Origin of the sequence: Paludibacterium purpuratum (genome assembly GCF_004363805.1) — a bacterium.
In the GTDB taxonomy this organism is placed as follows: domain Bacteria; phylum Pseudomonadota; class Gammaproteobacteria; order Burkholderiales; family Chromobacteriaceae; genus Paludibacterium; species Paludibacterium purpuratum.
Genome location: NZ_SNZP01000005.1, coordinates 157,819 through 183,891, shown reverse-complemented (window position 1 = coordinate 183,891; position 26,073 = coordinate 157,819). Strand labels below are relative to the sequence as shown.

Annotated in this window: 24 protein-coding genes, 3 tRNA genes and 1 riboswitch; of the genes, 16 read left to right on the top strand and 11 right to left on the bottom strand. The window is 60.9% G+C overall.

Going from position 1 to position 26,073, the window contains the following annotated elements; genetic code table 11:
• A partial coding sequence (locus DFP86_RS19285) for a histone H1 (protein WP_166642192.1) occupies nt 1-625 on the top strand: 625 nt, incomplete at its 5' end.
• Nucleotides 626-735: 110 nt separating this feature from the next.
• On the opposite strand, the gene DFP86_RS07790 is transcribed toward DFP86_RS19285, so the two are convergent.
• From DFP86_RS07790 to DFP86_RS07775, 4 genes are all read right to left on the bottom strand, one after another.
• Complete coding sequence (locus DFP86_RS07790) at nt 736-4,554, bottom strand: DUF3683 domain-containing protein (RefSeq protein WP_133679846.1); 3,819 nt, start codon at nt 4,552-4,554, stop codon at nt 736-738.
• A 150-nt stretch (nt 4,555-4,704) separates the two neighbouring features.
• A complete protein-coding gene (pdxA, locus tag DFP86_RS07785; protein ID WP_133679844.1) occupies nt 4,705-5,685 on the bottom strand; it encodes a 4-hydroxythreonine-4-phosphate dehydrogenase PdxA in 981 nt (326 codons plus the stop codon).
• The gene (locus DFP86_RS07780; RefSeq protein WP_133679842.1) at nt 5,682-6,968 is read right to left on the bottom strand and encodes a peptidylprolyl isomerase; all 1,287 of its coding nucleotides are present in this window, start codon (nt 6,966-6,968) and stop codon (nt 5,682-5,684) included. The genes pdxA and DFP86_RS07780 overlap by 4 nt, the downstream gene beginning before the upstream one ends.
• Complete coding sequence (locus tag DFP86_RS07775) at nt 6,965-9,190, bottom strand: LPS-assembly protein LptD (RefSeq protein WP_133679840.1); 2,226 nt, start codon at nt 9,188-9,190, stop codon at nt 6,965-6,967. The genes DFP86_RS07780 and DFP86_RS07775 overlap by 4 nt, the downstream gene beginning before the upstream one ends.
• A gap of 73 nt (nt 9,191-9,263) precedes the next feature.
• Here DFP86_RS07775 and amgK point away from each other — a divergent pair, with 73 nt between their 5' ends.
• Genes amgK through ruvA form a run of 4 tightly spaced genes read left to right on the top strand, consistent with a single transcriptional unit; the run spans nt 9,264 to nt 12,138 of the window.
• Nucleotides 9,264-10,271 (top strand): N-acetylmuramate/N-acetylglucosamine kinase AmgK, encoded by a 1,008-nt coding sequence (gene amgK, locus DFP86_RS07770; protein ID WP_133679839.1) that lies wholly within the window; start codon nt 9,264-9,266, stop codon nt 10,269-10,271.
• The gene (gene murU, locus DFP86_RS07765) at nt 10,271-10,981 is read left to right on the top strand and encodes an N-acetylmuramate alpha-1-phosphate uridylyltransferase MurU (protein WP_208108258.1); all 711 of its coding nucleotides are present in this window, start codon (nt 10,271-10,273) and stop codon (nt 10,979-10,981) included. The genes amgK and murU overlap by 1 nt, the downstream gene beginning before the upstream one ends.
• The gene (gene ruvC, locus DFP86_RS07760; protein WP_133679837.1) at nt 10,978-11,508 is read left to right on the top strand and encodes a crossover junction endodeoxyribonuclease RuvC; all 531 of its coding nucleotides are present in this window, start codon (nt 10,978-10,980) and stop codon (nt 11,506-11,508) included. The genes murU and ruvC overlap by 4 nt, the downstream gene beginning before the upstream one ends.
• Nucleotides 11,509-11,541: 33 nt before the next feature.
• Nucleotides 11,542-12,138, top strand: coding sequence for a Holliday junction branch migration protein RuvA (gene ruvA, locus DFP86_RS07755; RefSeq protein WP_133679835.1), 597 nt, complete (start codon nt 11,542-11,544; stop codon nt 12,136-12,138).
• Between the two features lie 52 nt (nt 12,139-12,190).
• On the opposite strand, the gene ribB is transcribed toward ruvA, so the two are convergent.
• A complete protein-coding gene (gene ribB, locus DFP86_RS07750; RefSeq protein WP_133679833.1) occupies nt 12,191-12,823 on the bottom strand; it encodes a 3,4-dihydroxy-2-butanone-4-phosphate synthase in 633 nt (210 codons plus the stop codon).
• Between the two features lie 69 nt (nt 12,824-12,892).
• Nucleotides 12,893-13,037, bottom strand: a riboswitch (FMN riboswitch).
• Nucleotides 13,038-13,113: 76 nt separating this feature from the next.
• Between ribB and ruvB the strand changes: the two genes are divergently transcribed.
• From ruvB to DFP86_RS07735, 3 genes are read left to right on the top strand one after another with little or no spacing between them, the layout of a single operon-like run.
• Entirely contained in the window at nt 13,114-14,145 is a 1,032-nt protein-coding gene (gene ruvB, locus DFP86_RS07745; RefSeq protein WP_133679831.1) for a Holliday junction branch migration DNA helicase RuvB, read from the top strand.
• A 3-nt stretch (nt 14,146-14,148) separates the two neighbouring features.
• Entirely contained in the window at nt 14,149-15,075 is a 927-nt protein-coding gene (locus DFP86_RS07740) for an ROK family protein (protein ID WP_133679829.1), read from the top strand.
• A gap of 42 nt (nt 15,076-15,117) precedes the next feature.
• Nucleotides 15,118-15,531: a hypothetical protein gene (locus tag DFP86_RS07735; protein WP_133679827.1), complete on the top strand. Its 414-nt coding sequence runs from the start codon at nt 15,118-15,120 to the stop codon at nt 15,529-15,531.
• Nucleotides 15,532-15,600: 69 nt separating this feature from the next.
• On the opposite strand, the gene proB is transcribed toward DFP86_RS07735, so the two are convergent.
• Together proB and DFP86_RS07725 are read right to left on the bottom strand one after the other, a co-directional pair.
• Nucleotides 15,601-16,728, bottom strand: coding sequence for a glutamate 5-kinase (proB, locus tag DFP86_RS07730; protein ID WP_133679825.1), 1,128 nt, complete (start codon nt 16,726-16,728; stop codon nt 15,601-15,603).
• Nucleotides 16,729-16,802: 74 nt separating this feature from the next.
• Nucleotides 16,803-18,149: an adenosylmethionine--8-amino-7-oxononanoate transaminase gene (locus DFP86_RS07725; RefSeq protein ID WP_133679823.1), complete on the bottom strand. Its 1,347-nt coding sequence runs from the start codon at nt 18,147-18,149 to the stop codon at nt 16,803-16,805.
• Between the two features lie 176 nt (nt 18,150-18,325).
• Between DFP86_RS07725 and DFP86_RS07720 the strand changes: the two genes are divergently transcribed.
• Nucleotides 18,326-18,763: a pilin gene (locus DFP86_RS07720; protein WP_166642191.1), complete on the top strand. Its 438-nt coding sequence runs from the start codon at nt 18,326-18,328 to the stop codon at nt 18,761-18,763.
• 186 nt (nt 18,764-18,949) lie between these two features.
• Nucleotides 18,950-20,752 (top strand): PglL family O-oligosaccharyltransferase, encoded by a 1,803-nt coding sequence (locus tag DFP86_RS07715; RefSeq protein WP_133679819.1) that lies wholly within the window; start codon nt 18,950-18,952, stop codon nt 20,750-20,752.
• Nucleotides 20,753-20,846: 94 nt separating this feature from the next.
• Here DFP86_RS07715 and rpoH read toward each other — a convergent pair whose 3' ends face one another.
• The 4 genes from rpoH to ftsY all read right to left on the bottom strand — a co-directional run bounded on the left by rpoH (nt 20,847) and on the right by ftsY (nt 24,413).
• The gene (gene rpoH / locus DFP86_RS07710; protein WP_133679817.1) at nt 20,847-21,698 is read right to left on the bottom strand and encodes an RNA polymerase sigma factor RpoH; all 852 of its coding nucleotides are present in this window, start codon (nt 21,696-21,698) and stop codon (nt 20,847-20,849) included.
• Between the two features lie 115 nt (nt 21,699-21,813).
• Nucleotides 21,814-22,722, bottom strand: coding sequence for a permease-like cell division protein FtsX (gene ftsX / locus DFP86_RS07705; RefSeq protein WP_133679815.1), 909 nt, complete (start codon nt 22,720-22,722; stop codon nt 21,814-21,816).
• Entirely contained in the window at nt 22,719-23,372 is a 654-nt protein-coding gene (gene ftsE, locus DFP86_RS07700; protein WP_133679813.1) for a cell division ATP-binding protein FtsE, read from the bottom strand. Before ftsE ends, ftsX begins: the two co-directional genes overlap by 4 nt.
• A gap of 42 nt (nt 23,373-23,414) precedes the next feature.
• The gene (gene ftsY, locus DFP86_RS07695; protein ID WP_133679811.1) at nt 23,415-24,413 is read right to left on the bottom strand and encodes a signal recognition particle-docking protein FtsY; all 999 of its coding nucleotides are present in this window, start codon (nt 24,411-24,413) and stop codon (nt 23,415-23,417) included.
• A 171-nt stretch (nt 24,414-24,584) separates the two neighbouring features.
• Between ftsY and rsmD the strand changes: the two genes are divergently transcribed.
• The 6 genes from rsmD to DFP86_RS19825 form a co-directional block, all read left to right on the top strand.
• The gene (rsmD, locus tag DFP86_RS07690; protein WP_133679809.1) at nt 24,585-25,136 is read left to right on the top strand and encodes a 16S rRNA (guanine(966)-N(2))-methyltransferase RsmD; all 552 of its coding nucleotides are present in this window, start codon (nt 24,585-24,587) and stop codon (nt 25,134-25,136) included.
• A 72-nt stretch (nt 25,137-25,208) separates the two neighbouring features.
• Nucleotides 25,209-25,460, top strand: coding sequence for a YfhL family 4Fe-4S dicluster ferredoxin (locus DFP86_RS07685; RefSeq protein ID WP_133679807.1), 252 nt, complete (start codon nt 25,209-25,211; stop codon nt 25,458-25,460).
• Between the two features lie 151 nt (nt 25,461-25,611).
• Nucleotides 25,612-25,696 (top strand) — tRNA-Tyr (locus DFP86_RS07680).
• A gap of 51 nt (nt 25,697-25,747) precedes the next feature.
• Nucleotides 25,748-25,821, top strand: a tRNA-Gly gene (locus tag DFP86_RS07675).
• A gap of 19 nt (nt 25,822-25,840) precedes the next feature.
• A tRNA-Thr gene (locus tag DFP86_RS07670) sits at nt 25,841-25,915 on the top strand.
• Between the two features lie 43 nt (nt 25,916-25,958).
• A partial coding sequence (locus tag DFP86_RS19825; protein ID WP_287875394.1) for a GTP-binding protein occupies nt 25,959-26,073 on the top strand: 115 nt, incomplete at its 3' end.

Sequence of the window (26,073 nt, the reverse complement as noted above, 5' to 3'; positions counted from 1 at the left end):
CGTAGCTTCCAAGGCTCAAGCCGCTGACGCTTCCGCTCCGGCCAAGAAGGCTGCCAAGAAGCATCACAAGGCTGCCGCTAAGAAGGCTGTAGCTTCCAAGGCTCAAGCCGCTGACGCTTCCGCTCCGGCCAAGAAGGCTGCCAAGAAGCATCACAAGGCTGCCGCCAAGAAGGCCGTAGCTTCCAAGGCTCAAGCCGCTGACGCTTCCGCTCCGGCCAAGAAGGCTGCCAAGAAGCATCACAAGGCTGCCGCCAAGAAGGCTGTAGCTTCCAAGGCTCAAGCCGCTGACGCTTCCGCTCCGGCCAAGAAGGCTGCCAAGAAGCATCACAAGGCTGCCGCTAAGAAGGCTGTAGCTTCCAAGGCTCAAGCCGCTGACGCTTCCGCTCCGGCCAAGAAGGCTGCCAAGAAGCATCACAAGGCTGCCGCCAAGAAGGCCGTAGCTTCCAAGGCTCAAGCCGCTGACGCTTCCGCTCCGGCCAAGAAGGCTGCCAAGAAGCATCACAAGGTTGCCAAGAAGGCTGTAGCTTCCAAGGCTCAAGCCGCTGACGCTTCCGCTCCGGCTAAGAAGCACGCTGCCAAGAAGGCACACAAGAAGGCTGCTAAGGCTGCCTCCGCTGCCAAGTAATCCCGAAACGGATTCAGGCAACAACGAAAAAGGGAGACGTTAGTCTCCCTTTTTTGCGTGTAAAAACGCGCAAAAAAAGAAAGGGGGCGAGCCCCCTTTCTTTTTTTTCTTTACAACAGAACCCGTTCGATACCACCCAACCTGGCTTGTTCCAGATACTGCGGCATCCAGTTTTCACCCAGGATGTGTCGTGCCATCTCGACCACAATGTAGTCGGCCTCTGTGCCCATGTCGGTGCTGTAGCGCGACAGACCCTGTAGGCAAGAGGGGCAGGAGGTCAGGATCTTCACCTTGTCGTCGCCGACGGGCAGGCTCGCCAAATCGCGTTCGATCTCTTCTTGCTTGCGAAAGCGCACTTGGGTGGCGATGTCGGGCCGGCTGGCGGCGAAAGTACCGGCTTCGCCACAGCAGCGGTCGTTGAGTTTGACGCCGCCTCCCAAGAGTTCGTTGACGACTTTGATCGGTTGATAGCTCTTCATCGGTGTGTGGCAGGGATCGTGATACATATAACGCTGACCGGAGACCTGGTCGATGCGCAGTCCCTTCTCCATCATGTATTCGTGGATATCGAGCACGCGGCAGCCCGGGAAGATGTCCTCGAAACGGTACTTGGTCAACTGGTCGAAACAGGTTCCGCAGCTGACCAAGACGGTCTTGATGTCCAGGTAGTTGAGGGTATTGGCGACACGGTGAAACAATACCCGGTTTTCGGTGGTGATGGCTTCGCCTTTGTCGCCGAAGCCCGAGGCGGCCTGCGGGTAGCCGCAGCAGAGATAGCCAGGTGGCAGCACGGTTTGCACATTCATATGCCACAGCATGGCCTGGGTAGCGAGGCCAACCTGGCTGAACAGACGCTCCGAGCCGCAACCGGGAAAGTAAAACACTGCCTCGGCATCGTCGGCAAGCTGGGGCTTACGGATCACCGGTACGACTGTCGGATCCTCCAGGTCGAGCAGCGCGCGTGCCGTCTTCTTCGGCAAACCGCCCGGCATGGGTTTGTTGATGAAGTGGATGACCTGTGCCTTGATCGGTGCGGGCGATACCGTGGCCGGCGGATGGCTGGTCTGATCGCTCAGTAGATGGAAACGGCGTGCGAGCGCGTGCGCGCTACGCTGCGCCTTATAGCCCCATTGAATCATGCCGGTGCGCAGCATCTTGATGGTGGCGGGATCTTTGGCATTGAGAAACGCCATGCCGAGCGCGGTACCGGGGTTGAACGACTTTTTGCCGGTCTTGCGCAGGAAGTTGCGCATGGCGATCGACACATCGCCGAAGTCGATGTTCACCGGACAGGGTTTGACGCAGCGGTGGCAAATCGTGCAATGGTCGGCCACGTCGGACAGCTCTTCGAAGTGCTTGAGGCTGACGCCGCGCCGGGTCTGCTCTTCATATAGGAAGGCCTCGGTCAAGAGGCCGACGCCCAGGATCTTGTTGCGCGGCGAATAGAGCAGATTGGCGCGCGGGACATGGGTCGAACAGACTGGCTTGCATTTGCCGCAACGCAGGCAATCCTTGACCGAATCGGCGATGTCGCCGATGTCTGACTGCTCGAGGATCAGCGACTCAACGCCCAGCAGGGCGAACGACGGCGTGTAGGCCCGCTTGAGATCGGCGCCCGGCATCAACTTGCCGCGGTTGAAGTGGCCATTGGGGTCGACACGCTGTTTGTAGGCCACGAACGGCGCCAGCTCCTCTTCACGTAGGAACTCGAGTTTGGTGATGCCGATGCCGTGCTCGCCGGAGATGACGCCATTGAGATCTCGGGCCAGTGTCATGATGCGCGCGACAGCTTGGTTGGCAAGGGTCAACATCTCATAGTCGTCGGAGTTGACCGGGATGTTGGTGTGTACGTTGCCATCACCGGCATGCATGTGCAGCGCCACGAACACCCGGCTGCGCAGCACTTTCTGATGAATGGCGTGGATGGCGGCCAAAATCGGTGCATCGATCTTGCCGGCAAACATGGTCTCCAACTCTTGTTGGATCTCGCTCTTCCAGCTGACGCGCAACTGGAAGTCGCGCATGGCGGTAAACAGCGTGCCTTCGTTTGGGAGGTCGCCAATGTCGGGCCAGGCGCTACGGTACTCGTGAATCGGACGGTCGAGATGCGCCAGCATCCACTGCCAGCGCAGGCGCACCTGTTCCAGCAGCATCAGCGCGCCATCGCGGCGACCGGCGATCATATCGTCGTCTGACAGCGTACTCCCCTCGCTGTCGACGTGTAGACGGCCGTGGAAATAGTCGCTCAACGTATCGAGCAAGCGGATCTTGTTGCCGATCGACAACTCGATGTTGATGCGCTCGATGCCATCCGAATAATCGCCGAGCCGGTTAAGCGGAATCACGACGTCTTCGTTGATCTTGAATGCATTGGTGTGACGCGCGATCGCCGCGGTACGCGAACGGTCGAGCCAGAAGCGTTTGCGCGCTTCGGGACTGACGGCGATGAAGCCTTCGCCGCAACGCGCGTTGGCGAGCTTGACCACATGGCTGCAGACCTCCGCCAGGGCGTTTTCGTCGTCCGACACGATGTCGGCCAGCAAGACCATTTTGGGCCGGCCGCGAGATTTTGCCTTGGTTGCATAACCGACGGCGCGCACGTAGCGCCAGTCGAGATGTTCGAGACCGGCCAGGCGTACGTCGGAATGGGCGTCGATAAAGTCCTTGATTTCCACGATGGCCGGCGTCGCCTGAGTGACGGTACCGAAGAACTCCAGGCAGACGGTACGGATATGGTCGGGCATGCGGTGCAAAACGAAGCGTGCGCTGGTGATGATGCCGTCGCAGCCTTCCTTTTGCACGCCTGGCAGGCCTGCCAGGAATTTATCGGTCACATCCTTGCCGAGTCCGGTTTTTCGGAAGGCGCGGCCGGGGATATCGAGGCTTTCGGTGGACAGGACGGTCTGGCCGTCGTCGGCAAGCCTGGAGAGCCTAAAATGCGCGGTCTCGACATCGTGGATCTTGCCATAGTGATGTGCCACACGTTCGATGAACAGCCAATTGCCATCCGGATCGACCATTTTCCAGCTGGCCAGGTTGTCCAGCGCGGTGCCCCAGAGCACGGCTTTCTTGCCGCCGGCGTTCATCGCGACGTTGCCGCCGATACAGGAGGCTTCCGCCGAGGTGGGGTCGACGGCGAACACCAGTCCCGCCGCCGCCGCCGTCTCCGATACCCGTGCGGTCACGACGCCGGCGCCACACTGGATGGTGGCGTGTGTCCCGGTCAGCCCCGGCAGCGGAATATATTCGACCCCCTGGTGGCGGTCGAGCTTTTCGGTGTTGATGACCGCCGAGCGCCAGTCGAGCGGCACGGCACCGCCGGTGTAGCCGGTGCCGCCGCCGCGCGGGATGATGGTCAAGTCGAGTTCGATGCAGGCTTTGACCAGCGGGGCGATTTCTTCCTCGCTGTCCGGACACAACACCACGAATGGGTATTCGACGCGCCAGTCGGTGGCGTCGGTCACATGCGAGACGCGTGCCAGGCCATCGAACAAGATATTGTCGCGCCGGGTGATGCGGGTCAGGCGCTTGAGGATTTTGCTGCGTAGCGTGCGCGTCGCGCCGAATTGCGCCTCGAAACGGTCGACTGCCTGCGAGGTGGCCTGAATCAGTGCCTGGACTTTTTCGTTGCCTTCGCGCCGCTTGTCGATTTCATGCAGGCGGTGGTGCATGGCGCCGACCAGTGCGTTCAACCGCTTGGGATTGTCCAGCAGATCGTCCACCAGGTAGGGGTTGCGGTCGACCACCCAGATATCGCCCAGTACTTCGAACAGCATACGTGCCGAGCGACCGGTGCGACGTTCGCCGCGCAAGACCTCCAGCAGGTGCCACATGTCTTCGCCCAATAGGCGAATCATGATTTCTCGGTCGGCGAACGACGTGTAGTTATAAGGTATTTCGCGCAAGCGCGCTTTTGCGGGAGCGTTCATTGTCTATTTCTGCTCGATCATCTTTGTCTGCAGAAAGTGTATCCCAAATGTTGCGCCGCGGAAAACGATGTTGTGATAGGGGATATTAGGCGAAATACTCCTTTAACATGAAGTATTTCGGCGTGATTGGAATATTGTCGGACAGCGCGCTTAAGTGCGCGCGCTGAGCTGCTCTGCCAACTGCACCGCTTCGTGCAGGCTGCTTGGATTGGCACGGCCTGTGCCGGCCAGATCGAGCGCCGTGCCGTGGTCGACCGAAGTCCGGATCAGCGGTAACCCCAAGGTGATGTTGATGCCATGACCGAAGGTGGCGTATTTCAGCACGGGTAGTCCTTGGTCGTGGTACATGGCCAGCACGGCATCGCAGCCGTCGAGCCGATCCGGGTTGAATAGGGTGTCGGCCGGCAACGGTCCGACCAAATCCATCCCTTCGGCGCGCAATTGTGTCAGCACCGGGGCGATGACGTCGATTTCCTCGCGTCCCATATGGCCGCCTTCACCGGCGTGCGGATTGAGTCCGGCGACCAAGATGCGCGGCTTGGCGATATGGAAACGATTTATCAGGTCGCGGTGCAGTATGCGGATCACCTGTTCCAGGTCGGGGCGGGTGATGGCATCCGCCACGGCGCGAAGCGGCAGGTGGGTGGTGGCCAACGCCACGCGCAGCCGGTCGCCGGCCAACATCATCACCACCCGGGCTGTGCCGGTTTTTTCCGCCAGGTATTCGGTATGGCCTGTGAATGGGATGCCGGCGTCGTTGATGACGCCTTTGTGCACAGGACCGGTTACCATGGCGGCGAATTCGCCGGACTGGCAGCCGGCAATGGCACGATCCAACGTGGCGAGTACGAAACCGGCATTGGCGGGATTCAACTGCCCAGCAGCACATGGCGCGGCAAGCGGCATGTGCAGCACTTCCAGCGCTCCAGCCGGGGGCTGCTGGCCGTGTTGGTAGGCGACCAGCTGCGGTGCGCGGCCCAGTGTGGCCGCACGGGCCTGCAACAGGGTCAGGTCGGTCAGGACGACGCGCCGCGCATGACTAGGCAGCTCGGCAAGGGTCAGAGTCAGATCCGGCCCGATACCGGCCGGTTCGCCCGCCGTGATGGCCAGTACGGGGCGCGTGTCGCTCATTGCTCGCTCAATCGATCGTCGACGAAAGCGGCATCGCGCAGTTGATGAACCCAATCGAGGTAAGCATCGTCCACCTTGCGGGCATGGATTTGCTGACGAACCATCGAGCGGCTGCGATCCGCGGTAACGTCTTGCGTGCGCTTGGCTTCCACCTTGATCAGGTGCCAGCCGAACGGGGTGCGCACCGGCTCAGACAGGGTGCCGAGCGGCAACGAAACCATGACTTGCTCGAACTCGGGAACGGTGTCGCCCTTGGATAGCCAGCCCAAATCGCCACCCTTGATGTTGCTGCCATCTTCCGAATAGAGCTTGGCCATCTCCTGGAACGAGGCGCCGCGCAAAATGCGGTCGCGAATTTGCAGGATCTTGGTGCGTGCATCGCTTTCCGAAACCGCCTCGTTGGTGCGAACCAGAATGTGGAAGGTGTTGTATTGCTCGGCAAGCTGCTGTACCTGCTCGCTGCGCTTATCGACCAGTTGGAAGATGTAAAAGCCCTGTTGGGTGCGAATGATATCGGTGATGCCACCGGGCTTCATCGTCTCCAGCATGGCGGCGAACTCCGCCGGCAGACTGGCCGCCGGACGCCAGCCTGCGTCGCCGCCGCGCATGGCATTGGGTGCGGACGAGTAGGCGGCCGCCACGTTACCGAACGGCTTGCCGGCATTCAACTCGGCCAACGCCTTGCGGGCTCGTTGCATGCGGTTATCGATCTGGGCGGCATCGGCGCGCTCGGGCACGTCGATCAAAATGTTGGCCAAGTGGAATTCGGTGTGGTTGGCGAACTGCGGATTTTTCAGCGCCTGGTCGATTTCGGAGTCGGTGACAGTCACGCGCGAGGCAATGACGCTTTCGCGCAGTTTCGACAGCAGCAACTCGCGGCGCACATCGGCTCGGAAGCTATCGAAAGCAATGCCCTGCTTAGTCAGGTTCTGGCGCAAACCGTCGAGATTCAGCTTGTTCTGTTTGGCGACGCGTTGCATGGCTTGCTCGACATCGCTGTCGGTCACCGCGATGCGATTGCTGTCGGCAAACTGCAATTCGACCGTTTCGGTGATCATCTGATCGAGCACCTGGCGGCGCAGCACGTCGGCGGCGGGCGGCGCGACGTGCTGTTCGCGTAAGGAGGCGAGGGCCTCATTGACTCTGGTGCTCAGATCGCGCTCGGTGATCACGCTCTTGTTGACCACGGCAACGATGCGGTCGACCGGTTGAACCGGCGCGGCGTGAACGATGGTGAGCGCGGCGGACATCAAGAGTGCTAGCAAAGTTTTATTCATGGTCATGGTTGGATATCGTTTGTCTGGGTATAGCCCGGAATGGCCAGGCGCAGGGTTTGGAGCGGATTGGTGCCCAGGGCGCCCAGTCCCTTGAGTTCGATTTGCAAATAGAAAGCGGTCTTGGTTTGGGTCAGCTTGGTAATGTATCGCTCGGTAACCAAGCGCAGCAGCCAGCAGCCGTTGTTGTACTCGACCCCCACCAACTGTTGCATCGCCTGGCGATCCTGCAGCGAATAGTCGGTACGCAACAGACCATACCACTTGGGCAGGATCGGCCATTGCACGCCGAAGTCGACCTCGTTCAGGTTCTCCGGCTGGCCTTGGGCGTTGACCTGGTTGTTGGTGTAAAAGCGGTAGCGCAGCGACACGACCTTGCCTGCAGCCGGCTGGTAGCGCAACGACACGTTGTATTGTACCGGCGCATGCGTGGTCGCGCTGTACTGGTACAAACTGTCGAGATTCCAGTTCTTGACGACTTCGCCGCCCAGGCTCGCCAGAAAGTCCGAGGCCCCGGTCGTTCGCTTTGACAGGGTGCCATCGCTGTTAAGCTGGCTCGAATCGAAATAGTAGCGCTGGCCGACGGCGGCGCGAATGATTTCCCGTCCGCTGTCGTTGTCGATCAACTGCGAGGAGAGTCCGGCGGTGATCTGGTTGGCCGGCGAAATGCGGTCGTAGCCCGAATAGTCGTTTTCGGAGAATATCTGGGCGAAGCCGAAGTCGTTCAGCGAGGAATCGAAGTTCGGGATGCTGCTTTGGTCGCGCGCCGGCACGTTCAGATAGTACAGGTGCGGTTCCAGCGTCTGGGTGCGCTCGCCGCCGAACATTTCCACCTGCCGGTCGAAGTACAGTCCGGTGTCGATGCTGGCGATCGGCAAGGTACGGGTGACGTTACTGCTGGGGTTGCCTTTGTAACTTTGCAGTTGGTATTGGGTGGAGTGAATGCCGATCTTCGGTTTGAAAAATCCCCAGCTGCGCTCGAACGGCAGCGTAATACTCGGATAGAGCACCCAGCGATTGCCTTCCTGCAACGTAGGGTGCGAGAACTGGGTCATCACGCTGGTCAGGTTGCCGGAGAGGCCCAACGGCAGATTCTGGTTGGCGGTGAGCGTCAGTTCCGGCAAACGGGCATACGGCGGCGTGACCGCGGTGCCGGTGGCTTGCAGGGTCTGGTAGCGCTGGGCCTGCAGATACAGGTTGGCCGAGCCGCCCTGCCAACTGCGGGCATAATTGACGTAGGCCTCGCGTACCAGGTTGACATTGGCGGCGACCGTGTAGCGGTCGCCGAAGTCGCTGAAGTAGTTGTCGTCCGAGACGGTGGTGCCGTCGTAACCGGCGGTCAGGCCGGGCGCCAAGGTCTGTTGGTGCGCGCCGCTCCACAGGTAGCGGTAGTGCTTGGTCGCCTGGTCGCGCTGGATCTGTTCGGTGTACAGCCAGCCGGAATAATCGGGCTGCAGATAGCGGAACTCGCCACCGAGGATCAACCCGTGCTGCGTGTTCAGGCGCGTGGTCAACGTGGCGTCGTAGTTGGGCGCCAGGTTGAAGTAGTAGGGAATGGCCAGTTCCAAGCCCCGGCTGCCGCCTTGCAGCGAGGGGTATAGGAAGCCGGATTTACGCCGGCCGTCGAGCGAGAAGTCCAGCCACGGTGCGTACAGGATCGGTACGCCCTGAAAGACGACATTTGCGTGGTAGGCCGTACCAATGCCGGTGGTGTAATCGAGGTCGAGCTGCGACGAACGCAGGTACCAGCTGTCGTCGCCGACCGAGCAGGTGGTCGCCTCGGACTGGAGGACACGGTAATTGTCCTTGCCGCGGAATATCACTTCCTTGCCATCGCCGCGCATTTCCTTGCCCGGCGTGCCGGAGCGGAAGACCGGTTGTTGGCCGGTGCCGGTGCGGCTATCGAGGTTGTAGTCGAGCAAAGTGCCGTCGATGCGATCCTGTTGGCGGGTGAGGGTAAAGCGGTCGCCCGCTTTGACGCGATTCTTCGCCTGGTAGTAGTCGAGCCAGTCGCTGGTCAACTTCTGATCGTCGCGCGTCACCACCACATTCCCCCGTGCTTGCAGGGTGTCGTTCATGGTGCCTTCGATGTGATCGGCGGTGACATGCGCCTCGCCCGGGACGGGGAGCGCCGGCGTGACGTAGTCGGCTGGCGTGTCCGCGCGAGCGAATTGCACGGAAAAAGCAGCGGCTAGCGCCAGGACAATTTGTGTTTGTTGAATTCGTGGCATGCACAAAACCATATCGTGGGTGCAATCGGCGGTATAAAATCGCACAATTCTACCAGTACCGCAATCAACCGACATGCAGCGATTAGCACAACTTAAAAAGTGGCTTTCTGATCAACACCCCGGAATCGACCTGCAGGTCGAGTTTGCGGCGGCCGACGCCGACTTTCGCCGTTACTTCCGCGCCACGTTTCCAGACGGTTCCACGCGCATTCTGATGGATGCCCAGCCCGACAAGATGGACACGGCACCCTATGTCCATGCACGCGAGGTGCTGTCCATGCTCAATGTGCCGGAGATCTATGCTCACGACCGCGAACAGGGGTTCATGGAGCTGCAGGATCTCGGCCGCGTGACCTATATGGCGGCGCTACAACAGGATCAGTCGGCGGAGACGGTGCGTCTCTTGCTGCTGGAGGCCGTCGATAACCTGATCGACATGCAACTGGGCAGTCGTAGCGGCGTGTTGCCCGAGTATGACCGCGCCTTGTTACAGCGCGAGGTCGACCTGTTTCCCGACTGGTTCGCCGGCAAACAGTTGCAAAAGCCGTTCAATTACGCGCAACGCAAGCTTTGGGACGAGAGCGTCCCCCGCGTGCTCGACCGTGTGCTGGCGCAGCCACGGGTCTTTGTGCATCGCGACTATATCGTGCGCAACCTGATGCTGTCCGAAGGTCGACCGGGCGTGCTTGACTTCCAGGATGCGGTCTACGGCCCGATTACCTACGACCTGGTGTCGCTATTGCGCGACGCATTCGTCGAGTTCGACGAAGAACTGGTGCTGGATATCGTGGTGCGCTACTGGGAAAAGGCGCGCAAGGCCGGGTTGCCGGTCGCGGCCAATATCGACGACTTCTATCGCGACTTCGAATGGATGGGCGTGCAGCGCCATCTGAAGGTGGCGGGGATCTTCTGCCGGCTGTGGCACCGCGACGGCAAAGAGCGCTACCTGGCCGAAGTGCCGCGCTTCCTCAAGTATTTGAAAAAAACCACCCGTCGTTACCAGGAGCTGGCACCGCTCTATCAACTGCTGCGCGAGTTGGATGGCGGCGACGAAGATGTGCAGACCGGGTATACCTTTTGATGAAGGCGATGATCCTGGCTGCCGGACGCGGCGAGCGTATGCGGCCATTGACCGACCACACCCCCAAGCCGCTGTTGCGAGTCGGCGCAGAAACCCTGATTGGCTGGCATATCCGCCGGTTGGCGGCTTGCGGCATCCGCGAGTTGGTGATCAATCACGCCTGGCTCGGTGAACGGCTGCAGGCGGCGCTTGGCGATGGCGCCGCCTATGGCGTGCGTATCGCCTGGTCGGCGGAGCATGAAGCGCTGGAAACGGCCGGCGGCATCGCCCAGGCGCTGCCGCTTTTGGGCGATGCGCCTTTCCTGCTGGTCAATGGCGACGTGTTGTGCGATCTGGATTTCGCGCGGCTGATGGCTGCGGCGCAGCGCTTGGACGGGCACGCGCGCCAGGCGCACCTGATCTTGGTAGACAATCCACCGCATCGTCCCGGAGGCGATTTTACTTTGCATCCGGACGGCCGCGTGACGCGCGAACCGGTCGAGGGGCTGCCACGACTGACCTATGCCGGCATCGGCGCCTATCATCCCTCCTTGTTGGCCGACCTGGCCCGGCGTTCGCCGGTGCGTGAAACACTGCTCAACGTGTTCATCGAGGCCATGGCGCGCGGGACCATCAGCGGAGAGCGTTTGTCCGGACTGTGGCTGGATGTCGGGACGCCCGAGCGTCTGCAGGAGGCCGATCGCATTGCCGCCGGCTGGGCGTGCCCGTGAGCCGGCGCATTCTCGGCATTGACCCGGGCTCGCGCATTACCGGTTTCGGCGTGATCGACGTGGTCGGTTCGCAACGCCATTACGTTGCCTCCGGCTGTATCCGCACACCGCAAGGTGCGCCGCTTGCCGAGCGCCTACGGGTGATCGCCGAACACTTGTTCGAGGTGATCGAGACTTACCGGCCGCAAGAGGCTGCCGTCGAGCAAGTATTCGTCAACGTCAATCCGGCGGCGACACTGATGCTGGGCCAGGCGCGCGGCGCGGTGGTAACGGCGCTGGTGTTGCGCCAACTGCCCGTTGCCGAGTACACGGCGTTGCAGGTCAAACAGTCGGTGGTTGGCCATGGCAAGGCCCCCAAAGAACAGGTACAAGCGATGGTGGTGCGGCTGCTGTCGCTGTCCGGCACGCCGCAGGCCGACGCCGCCGATGCGCTGGCGGTGGCGCTGGCGCATGCCAACCACAGCCACGACGCGCTGGCGGCGCTGAGTTCGCAGGGACTGCGTGTTAAGGGCGGCCGCCTGGTCTGAGTCGTCCTCCCTCCTATTGAAGAAAGAACCAAGATGATCGGACGCCTGAACGGTGTTTTGCTGGAAAAATTGCCGCCGCAAGTGGTGGTCGATGTCCAGGGGGTCGGCTACGAGGTCGACGTGCCGATGACCACTTATTATCAGTTGCCGGCTTTGGGCGAAAAAGTGGTGTTGTTTATCCACCAAGTGGTGCGCGAAGACGCGCATCTGCTGTTCGGCTTCGCCAGCCGCACCGAGCGCGAGACCTTTCGTCAGTTGATCAAGGTGACGGGCATTGGCGCACGCATCGCGCTGGCGATCCTGTCGGGAATGAGCGCCGACGAGTTGGCGCAGGCGATCGCCACCGAAGATTTGAAGCGCTTGTCCGCCGTACCGGGTATCGGCAAGAAAACCGCCGAACGGTTGGTGCTGGAACTACGCGGCAAGCTGGCCACCGGCGCCACATTGACGATGCCGGGTGGTTTGCCGTTCGCCGCCGCACAAGCGGATAGCCGCAGCGATATCCTCAATGCGTTGATGGCCTTGGGCTACAGCGAAAAAGAAGCGCAAGCGGCCATGAAGACATTGCCGGCCGACGTCGATGTCAGCGAGGGTATCCGTTTGGCGCTCAAGGGCTTGGCCAAGGGGTGATCGTTAAGGCTGTTAGGGGGCGCGTCGCGCTGACACGCCCCATCCTCGCGGGTTATTCCTCTCGTTCTGCGCGATAGCGCGCTAGATCCTCGATGGTCAGCCGTTCAATGCGGTAGCGGGCCAAATAGGTGTCGAGCGCAATGCCACGCATCATCGTGCCATCCGGGTTCATCAATTCGCACAACACCGCCGCCGGCGACAGTCCTGCCAAGCAGGCGAGATCGACGGCTCCCTCGGTGTGGCCGCGTCGTGTCAGTACGCCCCCCGTGCTTGCGATCAACGGAAACACGTGACCGGGACGAACCAGATCTTCCGGTTTGGCATCCGCTGCAATGGCAGCCCGGATGGTGGTGACGCGGTCGGCGGCGGAGACGCCGGTGGTGACGCCGTGACGTGCTTCGATCGATTGGGTGAAGGCCGTGCCGTAACGACTTTGATTGTGTTCGACCATCATCGGCAGCCCAAGGCGTTCGGCGGTGGCCTGAGGCAGGCATAGGCAGACGATGCCGCTGCAATCGCGGATCAACTGCGCCATGATCGGCACGCTTAGCCGATCGGCGGCCACGATCAGATCGGCTTCGTTTTCACGGTCGTCGTCGTCCAAAAGGGCGATGGGCAGGCCGCGTCGGAGTGCGTCGAGCGCCGTTTCCACGGCATGGGTGTGGGAATTTTGTAGCAGGTTCATTGCATCGGTCCTCTAAAAAATCATGAGAAACACGCATGCAGGGCAGACACCCGCCTGGAACAGGCGGGTGCGAGTCTTCTTTCATCCGGACTATGACCGTCGGCTCCGGCATTCGACCGGATCTGCTGTCCCTGGCTCGCCAGGCGCTCGCGGGCTCGCCGGCATTTGCCAGCCTACCGCCGGTGGGGAGTTTCACCCCGCCCTGAAGACGTTGTCTTGACCCGAAGGTCGGCAATCATCATATCAGGGTGATAAGATTGCAGTCTAACCACACTGTTGAATGGCCTGCCATGCTGGAAACCGACAATCTCATGGGCGATGCCCCGCGGCGCATCGTGACGCAGCAATCGCTGTCGGCGCAGGAAGAAGCGCTGGAGCGTGCATTGCGGCCCAAGTTGCTCGACGAGTATGTCGGCCAAGTCAAGGCGCGCGAGCAGTTGACGATCTTCATCCAAGCGGCCAAGAAGCGCGGCGAGGCGCTGGATCATGTGTTGCTGTTCGGCCCTCCGGGGTTGGGCAAGACCACGCTGGCGCACATTATCGCGCGCGAGATGGGCGTGAATCTGCGCCAGACCTCCGGCCCGGTCCTTGAGCGTGCCGGCGACCTGGCGGCGCTGTTAACCAACCTCGAACCGCACGATGTGCTGTTCATCGACGAAATCCATCGCTTGAGCCCGGTGGTGGAGGAAATCCTCTACCCGGCGCTCGAGGACTACCAGATCGACATCATGATCGGCGAGGGGCCGGCGGCGCGCTCGGTCAAGATCGATCTCCCCCCGTTCACGCTGGTCGGCGCCACGACGCGTGCCGGTATGCTAACCAATCCGCTACGCGATCGTTTCGGTATCGTGTCGCGGCTGGAGTTTTATTCGCCGGAAGAGCTGACGCGCATCGTGCAGCGTTCGGCCGGGCTGTTGAATGTCACGCTCGGCGCCGAGGGCGCTTTCGAGGTGGCGCGTCGCAGCCGCGGCACGCCGCGCATCGCTAACCGCCTGTTGCGCCGGGTGCGCGATTATGCCGAAGTGCGTGCCGATGGCGTGGTCAGCGTCGAGGTGGCCGATGCCGCGTTGTCGATGCTGGATGTGGATGTCGCCGGGCTGGATGTGATGGATCGCAAATTATTGTCGGCGGTGATCGAGAAGTTCGCCGGCGGTCCGGTCGGGCTCGACAATGTGGCGGCTGCCATCGGCGAGAGCACCGATACCATCGAGGATGTCATCGAGCCGTATCTGATCCAGCAGGGCTATTTGCAGCGCACGCCGCGCGGCCGTATGGCCACGGCGCAGGCGTTCACCCATTTCGGTCTGCCGATGAAAGACTGAGCGATGTTGCGCATCGGCGTGGATCTGGGCGGCACCAAGACGGAGATCGTTGCCTTGTCGACGCGCGGGGAGGTGTTGCTGCGCCAGCGCGAGGCAACGCCGCGCGGCGATTATGCCGCCTCGGTGGCGCAGATCGGTCGCATGGTGCGCGCGGCCGAGGCCGAACTCGGTGCGAGCGCTACGGTGGGCGTCGGCACGCCAGGGGCGCTGTCGGCACTGACCGGTTGCATGAAGAACTGCAATTCGGTCTGGCTCAATGGCCGGCCGCTTAAGGCCGATCTGGAACGCGAGTTGGCAAGGCCGGTGCGGCTCTCCAACGATGCCAACTGCTTTGCCTTGTCCGAGGCCATCGATGGCGCCGGGCATGGCGCGCGCGTGGTGTTCGGGGTGATTCTCGGTACCGGTGTCGGCGCCGGTCTGGTGGTGGATGGCCGTGTGCTGGACGGACCGAACCGCATTGCCGGCGAATGGGGACACAACCCACTGCCTTTGCCCGCGGCAGCCGATTTGCCGTTGCCGGCCTGCTATTGTGGCCGAGCCGGCTGTATCGAGCGCTATCTGTCCGGGCCGGCTTGGCACGAGGCCTGTCTGCGCGAACAGGGGTTCGACCTGCAACCGTACGAGATCGCCGAACGCGCCGGTAGCGGTGTCTGCATGGCGGCGCAGGCCTCGCTCGATACCTATCTGGATCGCTTGGCGCGCTCGCTGGCCGGGGTGATCAATATTCTCGACCCGGACGTGATCGTGCTGGGAGGCGGGTTGTCGAATATCGCCGCGCTCTATGAAGGCGTGCCCGCGCGCTGGGGGCGATACGTATTTTCAGACAGTGTCTTGACGCGCTTGGCAGCGCCCGTGCACGGCGATTCATCCGGCGTGCGCGGCGCGGCCTGGCTGTGGAATGAGGGGGCGTCCGCGGGCGCGGGCGACTAAAATGATCGCAGCAGATCAGAATATTCAGAGACGAGGTGACGCATGTTTTTAGTGATGTTGCTGGTAGCGCTGGTGGTGTCGATGTTGACCGCTACGCTGACCGCGCGCTTTTTCGACAAGGCGGTTGATCGTGTGCTGGCGAACATCGTCGGCGCCGATTTGGCCGAGGCGTGGCACAAGTACATCCAGTTCGCGATTGTGGTGGTGGGTGTGTCGGGTGGGGTGCAGCTGTGGGAGCTGCAGAAGTACATCGCCAATAAAGGCGACAATGGAACGCCGCCGCCGCTGAACTTCATGAGTTGGGTGTTGGAAATTTACCGCACCGTCATCGAGACGCTGCAATCGATTGTCTGGATGCTGCTGCTGTTCTTCCTGTGCGGCATGATCGCTATCGTCATCATGCGTAGTGTCGAGCAGAAGAAAAAGAACTCGAGTGCCGGGGACGACGAATCCTGATCGCCGACCCGCTTCTCCTGCCACTAAAAAAGCCGCATTCGCGGCTTTTTTCATGTTCGGCATGCGGGGTCAACCGCAGTTGGCCAACACCATATTGTCGCGGTGAATCAGCTCCGGTTCGCCGATGTAGCCGAGCACCGTCTCGATGTCGCGCGTGGCGACTTTGATCAGCTGGCGCGCCTCGTCGGAGCTGTAGTTGACCAAGCCGCGGGCCAGTTCGTGGCCTTGCGGGTCGATGCAGGCGACGGCCTCGCCGCGCAGGAAGTCGCCTTCGACCGAGACCACGCCGATCGGCAGCAGACTGGTGCCCTTTTCGCCGATGGCGCGCGCGGCGCCAGCGTCGACCGTGATGCGGCCCGACAGTTTGAGGTGGTCGGCCAACCACTGCTTGCGGGCCGCCAGGCGGCTGGTGACCGCTTGCAGCTGTGTGCCGATATGCTCGCCATCGGCCAGGCGAGACAACACGTGCGGTTCGCGACCGCAGGCGATCACGGTGTGCGCGCCGCTGTGTGCTGCTCGCTTGGCGGCCAGGATCTTGGTCAACATGCCGCCGGTTCCCACCTTGCTCCCGGCGCCGCCGGCCATGTCTTCAAGCTGCGGGTCGCCGGCGGTGGCGTCTTCGATCAGGCGTGCCTGCGGGTCTTTACGCGGGTCGGCGCTGAACAGGCCGATTTGGTCGGTCAAGATCACCAGCGCATCGGCTTCGATCAGGTTGGTGACCAGGGCGCCCAGGGTATCGTTGTCGCCCAGGCGGATTTCGTCGGTCACGACGGTATCGTTCTCGTTGATGATCGGTACGACGTTAAGGTTGAGCAGCGTTGTCAGCGTCGATCGGGCGTTCAGATAACGTGTGCGATCCGCCAGGTCTTCATGGGTGAGCAGGATTTGCGCCGTGCCGAGACCGAAGGCGCGAAAGGCCGATTCGTAGGCTTGGCATAGTCCCATCTGGCCGACTGCCGCGGCGGCTTGCAACTGATCCACGCTTTTGGGGCGCGTGGCCCAGCCCAAGCGCTGGCAGCCTTCGGCGATGGCACCGCTGGAAACGAGCACCACCTGTTTGCCGCGTCGCTTGAGTTCGGAAATTTCTTCCGCCCAGCGGCCGAGCGCCGCGAGATCGAGCCCCTTGCCGTCGTTGGTCACCAGGCTGGAGCCGACTTTGACGACGATACGGCTGGCCGAGTGGATAACCGAATGCATAATGAACGATGTCCGGGTAAAAGAAATAATTATAGGGAGTCGGAGCCGTCTCGCGAAGCCCCCCCGCTGTATCCTCAGGGCAGCGCAGGCTGCGATGTGGCCCCGCTCTCTGAGCGCGATAACTGGTCGAGCGTCTGTTGCGTGGCGTCGGCCAGTTGTTGCATTTCGTCGTCTTGCAGGCAATAGGGGGGCATGAAGTACACCGAGGTACCGATCGGGCGAACCAGGCAGCCGCGCTCGAGCATGGCGGCGAAGAAGGCCTGGGCAAAGTCGCCACGCGGGCTTTCGACGTCGAATGCCCAGATCATGCCTTGCTGGCGGAAATGGCGGACATCGTCGCGCGCGGCGAGCGGGGCCAGCAAATGGCTGAAGCGCGCGGCTTTGTCTCGGTTTTGCGCCAAAATATCTTCCTCTTGCAGCGTGTCGAGCACGGCGAGTGCCGCGCTGCACGCCAGCGGATTGCCGGTATAGCTGTGCGAATGCAGGAAACCATCGCGCACGTCGTCGCTGTAGAACGCTCGATAAACCTCGTCGCTGGTCAAGACGCACGAGAGTGGCAGAAAGCCGCCGGTGATGCCCTTGGACAAGCATAGGAAGTCGGGGCGGATGCCTGCTTGCTCACAGGCGAACAGCGTACCGGTGCGGCCGAAGCCGACCGCGATTTCGTCGGCGATCAGGTGAACCCGGTATCGATCGCACAGGCGACGTGCTTCGCGCAGGTAGTCGGGGTGGTACATGGCCATGCCGGCGGCGCCCTGCACCAGCGGCTCGAGAATCAGCGCGGCCACTTCGCCGGCGCGTTTTGCCAGCACGTTCTCCAAGGCTTGCGCGGCACGCCGGGCGACATCGCTCGCGCTTTCGCCCGGTGCGGCCAGGCGCGCATCAGGCGTCGGAACGCGCAGCGCTTTCTGCAAGAGCGGTGCGTAGGTGGCCGAGAACAGCGGCACGTCGGTTACCGCCAGCGCGCCAACGGTTTCGCCGTGATAACTGTTTTCCAGGCTGATGAAGCGGCATTTTTCGGCTTGCCCGTTGTTCTTCCAGTAGTGGAAGCTCATTTTCAGCGCAATCTCGGTGGCGCTGGCGCCATCCGAACCGTAGAAGGCGTGGCCCAAGCCGGTCAGCGCCGTCAGGCGTTCGGAGAGCTCGATCACCGGGCGGTGGGTGAAGCCTGCCAGCATGACATGCTCAAGCGTGTCGAGCTGATCGCGGATCGCCTGTTTGATCCGCGGATGGCCATGTCCGAGCAGATTGACCCACCAGGAGCTGACGGCGTCTAGGTAACGTTTGCCGTCGAAGTCGGTCAGCCAGGCGCCCTGGGCCGAGGCGATCGGCACCAACGGGAAGCGTTCGTGCCGTTTCATCTGGGTGCAGGGGTGCCATACGGCCTGGGTGCTGCGGCTCAACCAGTCTTGGTTCGACATGCCGGATTTCCTAAGAACAAAAGCAGGGTTGTGATGCTAACACGTCGGTGTACTGTCGGCGTACCGCGTAGCCGTGCCTGCGTTCAGCGGAGGCGCTAGCATGGCTCCTCCGCCCGTCCGGGCTCTGACAGCGAGGTGCCGTCATGCGGATAGATCGTTTACCTGTGGGGTTTTCGTTGATTGAGTTGATGATCGTGGTGGCCATTGTGGGGGTGTTGGCCGTGGCCGCGATGCCCAAGTACCAAGATTACAGTGTGCGAGCCCGTCTGGCCGAAGCGGTGCAGCTGCTGTCGGCAGCGCGCGTCAGCGTGGCGGAGTATGCGATCGCCAGCGGCGAGATGCCGCCTAATTTGCAGGCGGCCGGTCTGGGTGAGATCTCTTCCGATGTGGTGGAGTCGATCGGTTATGCGCAACGTAACGGCGATGGCATTCTGACGGTGAAGTTACGCAACACCGGCAGCGATGAGGTCAATGGGCGATTTTTTTCTATGGTCGGGCAGGATGCGCGCGGCGTGATCCGTTGGCGTTGTCAGCCGGGCGACAGCCAGGGGCTACAGCCGGTGCCGGTGCGTTTTCTACCGGCTACTTGTCGGCTGGGCGCCCCGGTGTCCTAGTCTGCCGATGTGCGTGCTGCGATTGACGTCAGGGGAGCGTCAATCGCCCCTCTGGCGTGCTTTGATGGAACAAATGAGATCCGGTTTGAGTCGAGCGTATGCTTTTAAGCAAATGAGATGAAAAAGTGTGCGGCTTTGGGTGATTTTTACGCTATCCTTGCGGCTTCAACGAAACGACCCCGAGCTATGCAATTCAGAACCTTGACCCTGTCGATGGCCACCTTGCTCTGGTGCCTGATTGCCATCGTGCCTTTTGCCTCGCCGATTCATTACGTGCCGTTGCCGCAATGGTGGGGGGAGATCAATACGGTTTGGCTGGCGTTGGGGGCCGGGTTGCTGTTGGCGACTAACGGAACCTTGTTCGAACGCCTGCCGCGCGCCACGATCTGGTGTCTGGCCTTGGCGGTGTGCTGGGCGGCGCAACCGTGGTTCGTCAAGATCCTGTTCCCAGGCATGAATTATGCGACCTCGTTGGCGTTCAGTGCGCTCGCGTTCCTGGCCGCCGTGACACTGACCTTGCGCGATGAGATGGGGCTCTCCCGGCTGACGTTCTGGTTGGCTTGGGCGCTGATCGTCGGCAGCCTGGTGCAGTCGTTGATCGGTTTCACGCAACTTACCGGGCTCGCGACGATGATGAACGGCGTCGTGTTCTACGACTCGTCTCATCCGACCACCAATATTTTCGGTCATATCGGCCAGCGCAATCAGTACGCGCACTATCTCATGTGGGGCATGCTCGCCGGCGTCTACTTGTTCTCCATCGAGAAGATGCGCGGCCGCTGGTTTTTGCTGTGGACGATGTGGTTGTCGCTGATGCTGGCATACGCAGCGTCGCGCACGGTACTGCTGTATGCGGTGGCGGTGGTGCTGATCGGTATCGTCTGGCATGCCCGCATCCGCACGGCGATCTCACGCCGCATGATGTTGGCCGTGTTCTTTGCTTGTAGCGCGATTGTCGCTGCGCAATTCCTGTTGCCTTATGCCAACCAGGCGGTTGCCTTCTTTACCCATAGCCATGCCGTCGTGTCCTCGGGCGTCGAGCGCCTGGCGGCTAATGGCGACGATATGTCGTCGCGTCGTTTCGCCGAGATGCACAAGGCCTGGCTGGTGTTCCGAGCTCATAGCGTCCGAGGCGTGGGCTGGTCGCAGTACGCCGCACAGAGCGTCACTCTGCAGGCGCTGCCGCAGTTTGCCGCCGATGGCGTCAACAGCGGGCTATTCACCAATGCCCATAACCTAATTCTGCAGTTGTTGGCCGAAATGGGCTGGGTCATCACCGCCATCGTGCTGTTGGGCTTTGGTTGGGCTATCTGGCCGTACTTTAGCCAGCGTGCCCAGATCGAGGGCGTACTGCCGCTGTCCTGCATGGCGGTTACCCTGATTCACAGCATGGTCGAGTATCCGCTGTGGTATCTGTATTTCCTGGCGATGCTAGTGATTTTCATGGCATTGGCGCCGTTGCCGGAGAAGGGGCGGGGAACCGGCCTGAGCGTGCTGTGGCGGCTCGTGCTGTTTGCCGGCATGGTGGCGTTGGGTGGGGTGTCCATCGCGGCGGTGAAGCATTACCACGAGTTGACTGGGTTGTATTCGCCCACCAATGTCGCCAAGATCGACGGCCAGCGTGCTGTGCGACTGGGCGAAATCGTCCGCACCGAGCCGCTGTACGCGTTCCATGCGCTCTACACCCTGGACAACTACATTGAGGCCACACCGGATAACCTGCCGCAGAAACGTGCCTGGGTTGACCTGATGGCGGCGTTCAGACCCTATCCGGATGTCTTGCTGAAACAAGCTGAAATGCAGTCCATGGTGGGGCAGGAAGCTCAGGCTGAACAAACGTTGGGCCTGGCGCTAGCCTCGTTCCCAACCTATGCGCACGACTTTATCGAAGATCTGCAGGACGGCCCGGCCTCCTGGGCGCGTCTGCGCGTCATGAGCAGCGAGGCCTACGCCCGCTTGCCGGCTAAGTTCCGCACAGCCAACGAGTAGCGGCGCTGTCGGAAGACCATAAAAAAACCTGCCGTCGGCAGGTTTTTTTTGTGCGGTGGGGTGCGTCGCAAAGCAACGCGCCTTTCCGCCGCTGTCAGACTTGGGCAGCCATGGTTTGCTTCATCTTGCCCAATGCCTTGGCTTCGATCTGGCGGATGCGTTCGGCAGAAACGCCAAATTCGGCGGCCAAATCGTGTAGCGTAGCGCCACCGTCGTCGGCCAGCCAGCGTGCCTCGATGATGCGGCGGCTGCGATCGTCCAGCGTCGAGAGCGCCTTTTCCAGCCCGACGGTCTGCAGACGCGCCAGAGCCTTCTTTTCCAATTGCAGTGTCGGCTCGGCTTCGGCGTCGGCCAGCCAGTCGATCGGCGCGAAGCTTTCGTCGTCACCCTCGTCGGCGACCAGTGCGATGTCTTGCCCGGTCAAGCGCGTTTCCATCTCCAGCACTTCTTCGCGTTTGACGCCCAGGTCGTCGGCAATGGCCTGCGCCTCGGCATCGGTCAGCGCCGCGAAGTTCTTTTTCATGCTGCGCAGGTTGAAGAACAACTTGCGTTGCGGCTTGGTGGTGGCGATGCGAACCAGACGCCAGTTGCGCAAGATGAATTCGTGTATCTCCGCCTTGATCCAGTGGATGGCGAAAGAGAAGAGGCGGACGCCGCGATTGGGTTCGAAGCGTTTGACGGCCTTCATCAAGCCGATATTGCCCTCTTGGATCAGGTCGGCCTGCGGCAGGCCGTAACCGGCATAACCACGGGCAATCGATACCACCACGCGAAGGTGCGATAGTACGAGCCTTTTCGCCGCATCCAGATCGTTGGATCCATGGTAGCGGGTTGCCAGCTCGATTTCTTCTTCGGCCGACAGCATCGAAACGCTGTTCACCGCCTGGATGTACTGCTCCAAGCTGCCGGAGGTGGAAGGAACGGGCAATGCGAAGGTTGTGGTCATATGGCTGTGATTCTCCATTCGATGCTGCAATGTTAGCACTCGAGTTAGTCGAGTGCTAGTCGAGAAAGTTGCATCTCCGGATGTATTTCTTTATCGGTTCAATAGCCTGCATGCATCAACGCGGCCCGACCCGCCGTAGGTGGTGGTCGGCAGCCATTCGGGCGCCGATCATGGCAAGCAACGCCGAGCCGGCGATGAACGCCGCCAATTCAGTCGGCCGCAGCATGCGTAGCGAGACCTGCTCGTTGTACAGCCGGGCGAACTCGCTGATCGCCGGATTGGCGGCAAGGGCTAGCCAGCAAGTCAGACCCCAGGCAATCAACGCGGCCACAAGACCTTGCCACAGTGCGTGGTACATGAACGGTCGGCGAATGAAGCTGTCGGGCGCGCCGATCAGCTTGGTTACCTCGATCTCGTCGCGACGCGCCAGGATCTGCATGCGAATGGTGTTGTGGGTGACCAGCACCAACGCCGCACCCAGTACCCCGGCCAGGAACCAGGTGAGTTGGTGGCCGAGCGAGATCAAAGCGAATAGACGCTTGGCCCAACTAGCATCGAACTGGGCGCTTTCGACCATGGGTAGGCCCGACAGCTCTTTTTGCAGCATGTCGAGCTCGTGTGGGTCGAGTGTGGTCGGGGTGACGACGAAGGCATCCGGTAGGGGGTTGCCGCCAAGGCCGTCGGATAGACCCTGCAGGCCGTTCTTCGTTTCCATCTCCTTCAGGGCTTGCCCTTTGCTGATGAAGACGAAGGATTGCACTTCGGGGTGCTTGTGCAGTGTGGTGTTGACTGCGGAGATGTCCGCGGCCTCCGCACTTTGTTCCATGTACAGCGTGATCTGCGGCGTGGCGGTCAGTCGGCCGGCCCAGTCCTGCAGACTGGCCACGGCCAGAAACAGCGATAGGGGCAGGGCGAGGGCCACGGAAAGCATCAGCAGGTTGAGCAGGCTGCCAAAAGGCTGGCGCAAGATCTTGATCAGGGCGCTGCGGGCGCTTTGCGCGTGCAGGTAGAAGAAGTGTCTCATGCGGCAAATTGTCCTTCTCGCAGGCGAATGATGCGGCGACCGTAATCTTCCATCAGGGTTTCGTCGTGTGCGGAAATGACCACGGTGGCGCCGACTTGATGGAAGGATTTGAACAGCTCCATGATATCGAGCGCGTAGGCACGGTCGAGGTTGGCGGAGGGTTCGTCGGCGAGCAGAATCGAAGGTCGGTGCACGACGGCGCGCGCAATGCACAGTCGTTGTTGTTCGCCGCCCGACAGTCGGATCGGCATCGATTTCTCTCGGCCGAGCAGGCCGACCTTATCCAGTGCGGCCCGGACTCGGCGTGCGGCATCGCGGCGGTCGAAGCCAATGATGTCCAGCGGTAACATGACATTGTCGAAGACATTGCGATCGAACAGGATTTTGTGATCCTGGAATACCATGCCGATATGCTGGCGTACGAAGCAGATCTGATTGCCGCGCATGCGGGTCAGGTTCTGTCCGTTGACCAGTACACCGCCTTGCGTGGCGCGTTCTATCCCGGCGATCAGCTTGAGCAGGGTCGATTTGCCCGCACCGGAGGGGCCGGCTAGAAATACCATCTCGCCGGTCTCGATGGAAAACGACAGGTTCTTTAATGCTTCGTTGCCACCGGGGTAGCGTTTGGTCACCTGGTCGAACTGAATCATGCGTGGTTATTCCTCAACGTGAACGGCTGCCCATCGGGCCGCTCAATCGAATAGGGCATCGATATATTCCCGCGCCGAAAAGGGGCGCAGATCATCAAGACCTTCGCCAACGCCGATAAAGCGCAGCGGCACCGGATGCTGTTTGGCGATGGCGGCGATGATGCCGCCCTTGGCCGTGCCGTCCAGTTTGGTCAGAATCAGCCCGGTCAGGCCGAGCGCTTCATCGAATACCTTGACCTGGTTGAGCGCGTTCTGGCCGATATTGGCATCCAGAACCAGCACAACTTCGTGCGGCGCGTCCGGAATGGCCTTCTGGATGACGCGCTTGACCTTGCGGATCTCCTCCATAAGGTGCAGTTGTGTCGGTAACCGACCGGCGGTATCGGCCAGTACGATGTCGATGCCGCGTGCTTTGGCCGAGTTAATGGCATCGAAGCAGACGGCGGCGGCATCGCCGCCTTGTTGCGCGATGACGGTAACGTTGTTGCGTTCGCCCCACTCGATCAACTGCTCGCGTGCGGCGGCGCGAAACGTGTCGCCCGCTGCCAGTAGTACACTCAATCCCTGACTTTGAAAATATTTGGCCAACTTGCCGATCGAGGTGGTTTTGCCTGCGCCGTTGACGCCGGCCATCATGATGACGAAAGGGGTGGCCGCGCGAGGCTCAAGCGGAACCTCCAGCGGTGAGATCAACTCGAACAACACCGATTTGAGCGTTTCCTTGAGTTCGGCGCTATCCTTGAGCCCGCGCAGAGTGACGCGCTCGCGCACTTCGCGCAGTAGGTGCTCGGTGGCGTCCACGCCCATGTCCGCAGTCAGCAGGACGGTTTCCAACTCTTCGTACAAATCTTCGTCGATCTGTCCGCCGCCGAACAGAGAGGCCAGATTCTTGCCGAGTTTGTTGCGCGTTTTAGCGAGGCCGGATTTTAACCGCTCGGTCCAACTGCGTGGCGACTCGACGGCGTCTTGCACCAATTCGGGGGTCGGATTTGTCGGCTGGTCGATCTGGTTTTCGGATTTCTTTTTGAAAAAACTGAACATGCGTGCCCTTGTCGATACTTTAATTAAGTGTCGGATGGCGAAATTGTACCTTTTAAAGCTGTGCCCCGAACACCGGTTCATGAAAGAATAGCGATCTTCTTGACGATAGTTTGATCAATGGCGGTGTCGGTCAGTCCGACACGCAGTAATATTGTTCTTATGGCAGATGGCATGAATCAGCAACGAAACAAGGTCAGAATCATCGGCGGAGAGTATCGCCGGCGCCTGTTGTCTTTTCCCGATGCGTCGGGGCTGAGGCCGACGCCGGATCGTGTGCGCGAAACGGTTTTCAATTGGCTTGGGCAGACGCTCAACGGCAAGCGCTGCCTGGATCTGTTCGCCGGTAGCGGCGCGATGGGTTTCGAGGCCGCGTCGCGCGGTGCGAGCCGCGTGGTGATGGTGGAAAAGGGGAGGGCTGTGGCCGAGGTTCTGCGGGCCAACCGAGAAATGCTGTCGGCGGCCAACGTCGAAGTGGTGTGCGCCGATGCGCTGCAATATCTGCGTAGCACGCGCGAAAGCTTCGATGTGGTGTTCCTTGATCCGCCCTACGATAGCGACCTGTTGTCTACCGTGTTGCCAATGTTGGCGCCGGTATTGGCGCCGCAGGCCGTCGTCTATTTGGAAAATAAGGTGTGGCCGGCGCTGGACGGGTGGGAAACGCTGCGCAACGGCAAGGCGAGCTCGGTGTGTTTCGGGCTTGTTGCGCGCGAAGTTGTCGGCTGAGTGATGTGTTAATGGATGAGGTCGGTCTGAAGGCCGGTCGAGTCTGTCGTGAAATGAGTAGAGGATTGAATTATGGCTTTGATGATTACCGACGAATGCATCAACTGCGACGTCTGTGAACCCGAGTGCCCCAACCATGCGATTTCGCAGGGGGAGGAGATCTATCAAATCGACCCCGAACTGTGCACCCAGTGCGTTGGGCATTACGACGAACCGCAGTGCCAGCAGGTCTGCCCGGTAGACTGCATTCCGCTGGATCCGGCGCGCGAAGAGTCGCCGGACGAGCTGATGCAGAAGTATCTGAAGATCTCCGGCAAGGCTTGATTGCGCTAAGTGTTTGATGCAAAAGACAACGCCCGCCAGGCCCGTAAAGCTTGGCGGGCGTTGTCTTTGCGGGGTGTGAAAAAATCCTAGAAAATTTTGTTTTGGGTGTTGACACCCCTAAGGGGCTTCTATAATATTCGGCTCTCTTCACGGAGGGATTCCCGAGCGGTCAAAGGGATCAGACTGTAAATCTGACGGCTCTGCCTTCGAAGGTTCGAATCCTTCTCCCTCCACCAGATTTATCTAGCGTCTTGTGCGGCGTGTAATTGGTCGTCCGTTCGTGCTAGGCGGGTGTAGCTCAATGGTAGAGCAGAAGCCTTCCAAGCTTATGACGAGGGTTCGATTCCCTTCACCCGCTCCAAGCGCAAAGCCTGTAAGAGGCCCATGTAGCTCAGGGGTAGAGCACTCCCTTGGTAAGGGAGAGGTCGGCAGTTCAATTCTGCCCATGGGCACCATACCACGTAACTTTTTAATTGTATTTCAGGGAAAAAGTTTATCATGGCAAAAGAGAAGTTTGAGCGGACCAAACCGCACGTAAACGTCGGCACCATCGGTCACGTTGACCATGGCAAGACCACCCTGACCGCTGCGATCACCACCATTCTGTCGAAGA

Bases quoted from the DNA above. Each gene is read 5' to 3' on its own strand.
- DFP86_RS07790 (WP_133679846.1), bottom strand. From the start codon at position 4,554: ATGAACGCTCCCGCAAAAGCGCGCTTGCGCGAAATACCTTATAACTAC.
- pdxA (WP_133679844.1), bottom strand. From the start codon at position 5,685: ATGAGCGACACGCGCCCCGTACTGGCCATCACGGCGGGCGAACCGGCC.
- DFP86_RS07780 (WP_133679842.1), bottom strand. From the start codon at position 6,968: ATGACCATGAATAAAACTTTGCTAGCACTCTTGATGTCCGCCGCGCTC.
- DFP86_RS07775 (WP_133679840.1), bottom strand. From the start codon at position 9,190: ATGCCACGAATTCAACAAACACAAATTGTCCTGGCGCTAGCCGCTGCT.
- amgK (WP_133679839.1), top strand. From the start codon at position 9,264: ATGCAGCGATTAGCACAACTTAAAAAGTGGCTTTCTGATCAACACCCC.
- murU (WP_208108258.1), top strand. From the start codon at position 10,271: ATGAAGGCGATGATCCTGGCTGCCGGACGCGGCGAGCGTATGCGGCCA.
- ruvA (WP_133679835.1), top strand. From the start codon at position 11,542: ATGATCGGACGCCTGAACGGTGTTTTGCTGGAAAAATTGCCGCCGCAA.
- ribB (WP_133679833.1), bottom strand. From the start codon at position 12,823: ATGAACCTGCTACAAAATTCCCACACCCATGCCGTGGAAACGGCGCTC.
- ruvB (WP_133679831.1), top strand. From the start codon at position 13,114: ATGCTGGAAACCGACAATCTCATGGGCGATGCCCCGCGGCGCATCGTG.
- DFP86_RS07740 (WP_133679829.1), top strand. From the start codon at position 14,149: ATGTTGCGCATCGGCGTGGATCTGGGCGGCACCAAGACGGAGATCGTT.
- DFP86_RS07735 (WP_133679827.1), top strand. From the start codon at position 15,118: ATGTTTTTAGTGATGTTGCTGGTAGCGCTGGTGGTGTCGATGTTGACC.
- proB (WP_133679825.1), bottom strand. From the start codon at position 16,728: ATGCATTCGGTTATCCACTCGGCCAGCCGTATCGTCGTCAAAGTCGGC.
- DFP86_RS07725 (WP_133679823.1), bottom strand. From the start codon at position 18,149: ATGTCGAACCAAGACTGGTTGAGCCGCAGCACCCAGGCCGTATGGCAC.
- DFP86_RS07715 (WP_133679819.1), top strand. From the start codon at position 18,950: ATGCAATTCAGAACCTTGACCCTGTCGATGGCCACCTTGCTCTGGTGC.
- rpoH (WP_133679817.1), bottom strand. From the start codon at position 21,698: ATGACCACAACCTTCGCATTGCCCGTTCCTTCCACCTCCGGCAGCTTG.
- ftsX (WP_133679815.1), bottom strand. From the start codon at position 22,722: ATGAGACACTTCTTCTACCTGCACGCGCAAAGCGCCCGCAGCGCCCTG.
- ftsE (WP_133679813.1), bottom strand. From the start codon at position 23,372: ATGATTCAGTTCGACCAGGTGACCAAACGCTACCCCGGTGGCAACGAA.
- ftsY (WP_133679811.1), bottom strand. From the start codon at position 24,413: ATGTTCAGTTTTTTCAAAAAGAAATCCGAAAACCAGATCGACCAGCCG.
- rsmD (WP_133679809.1), top strand. From the start codon at position 24,585: ATGAATCAGCAACGAAACAAGGTCAGAATCATCGGCGGAGAGTATCGC.
- DFP86_RS07685 (WP_133679807.1), top strand. From the start codon at position 25,209: ATGGCTTTGATGATTACCGACGAATGCATCAACTGCGACGTCTGTGAA.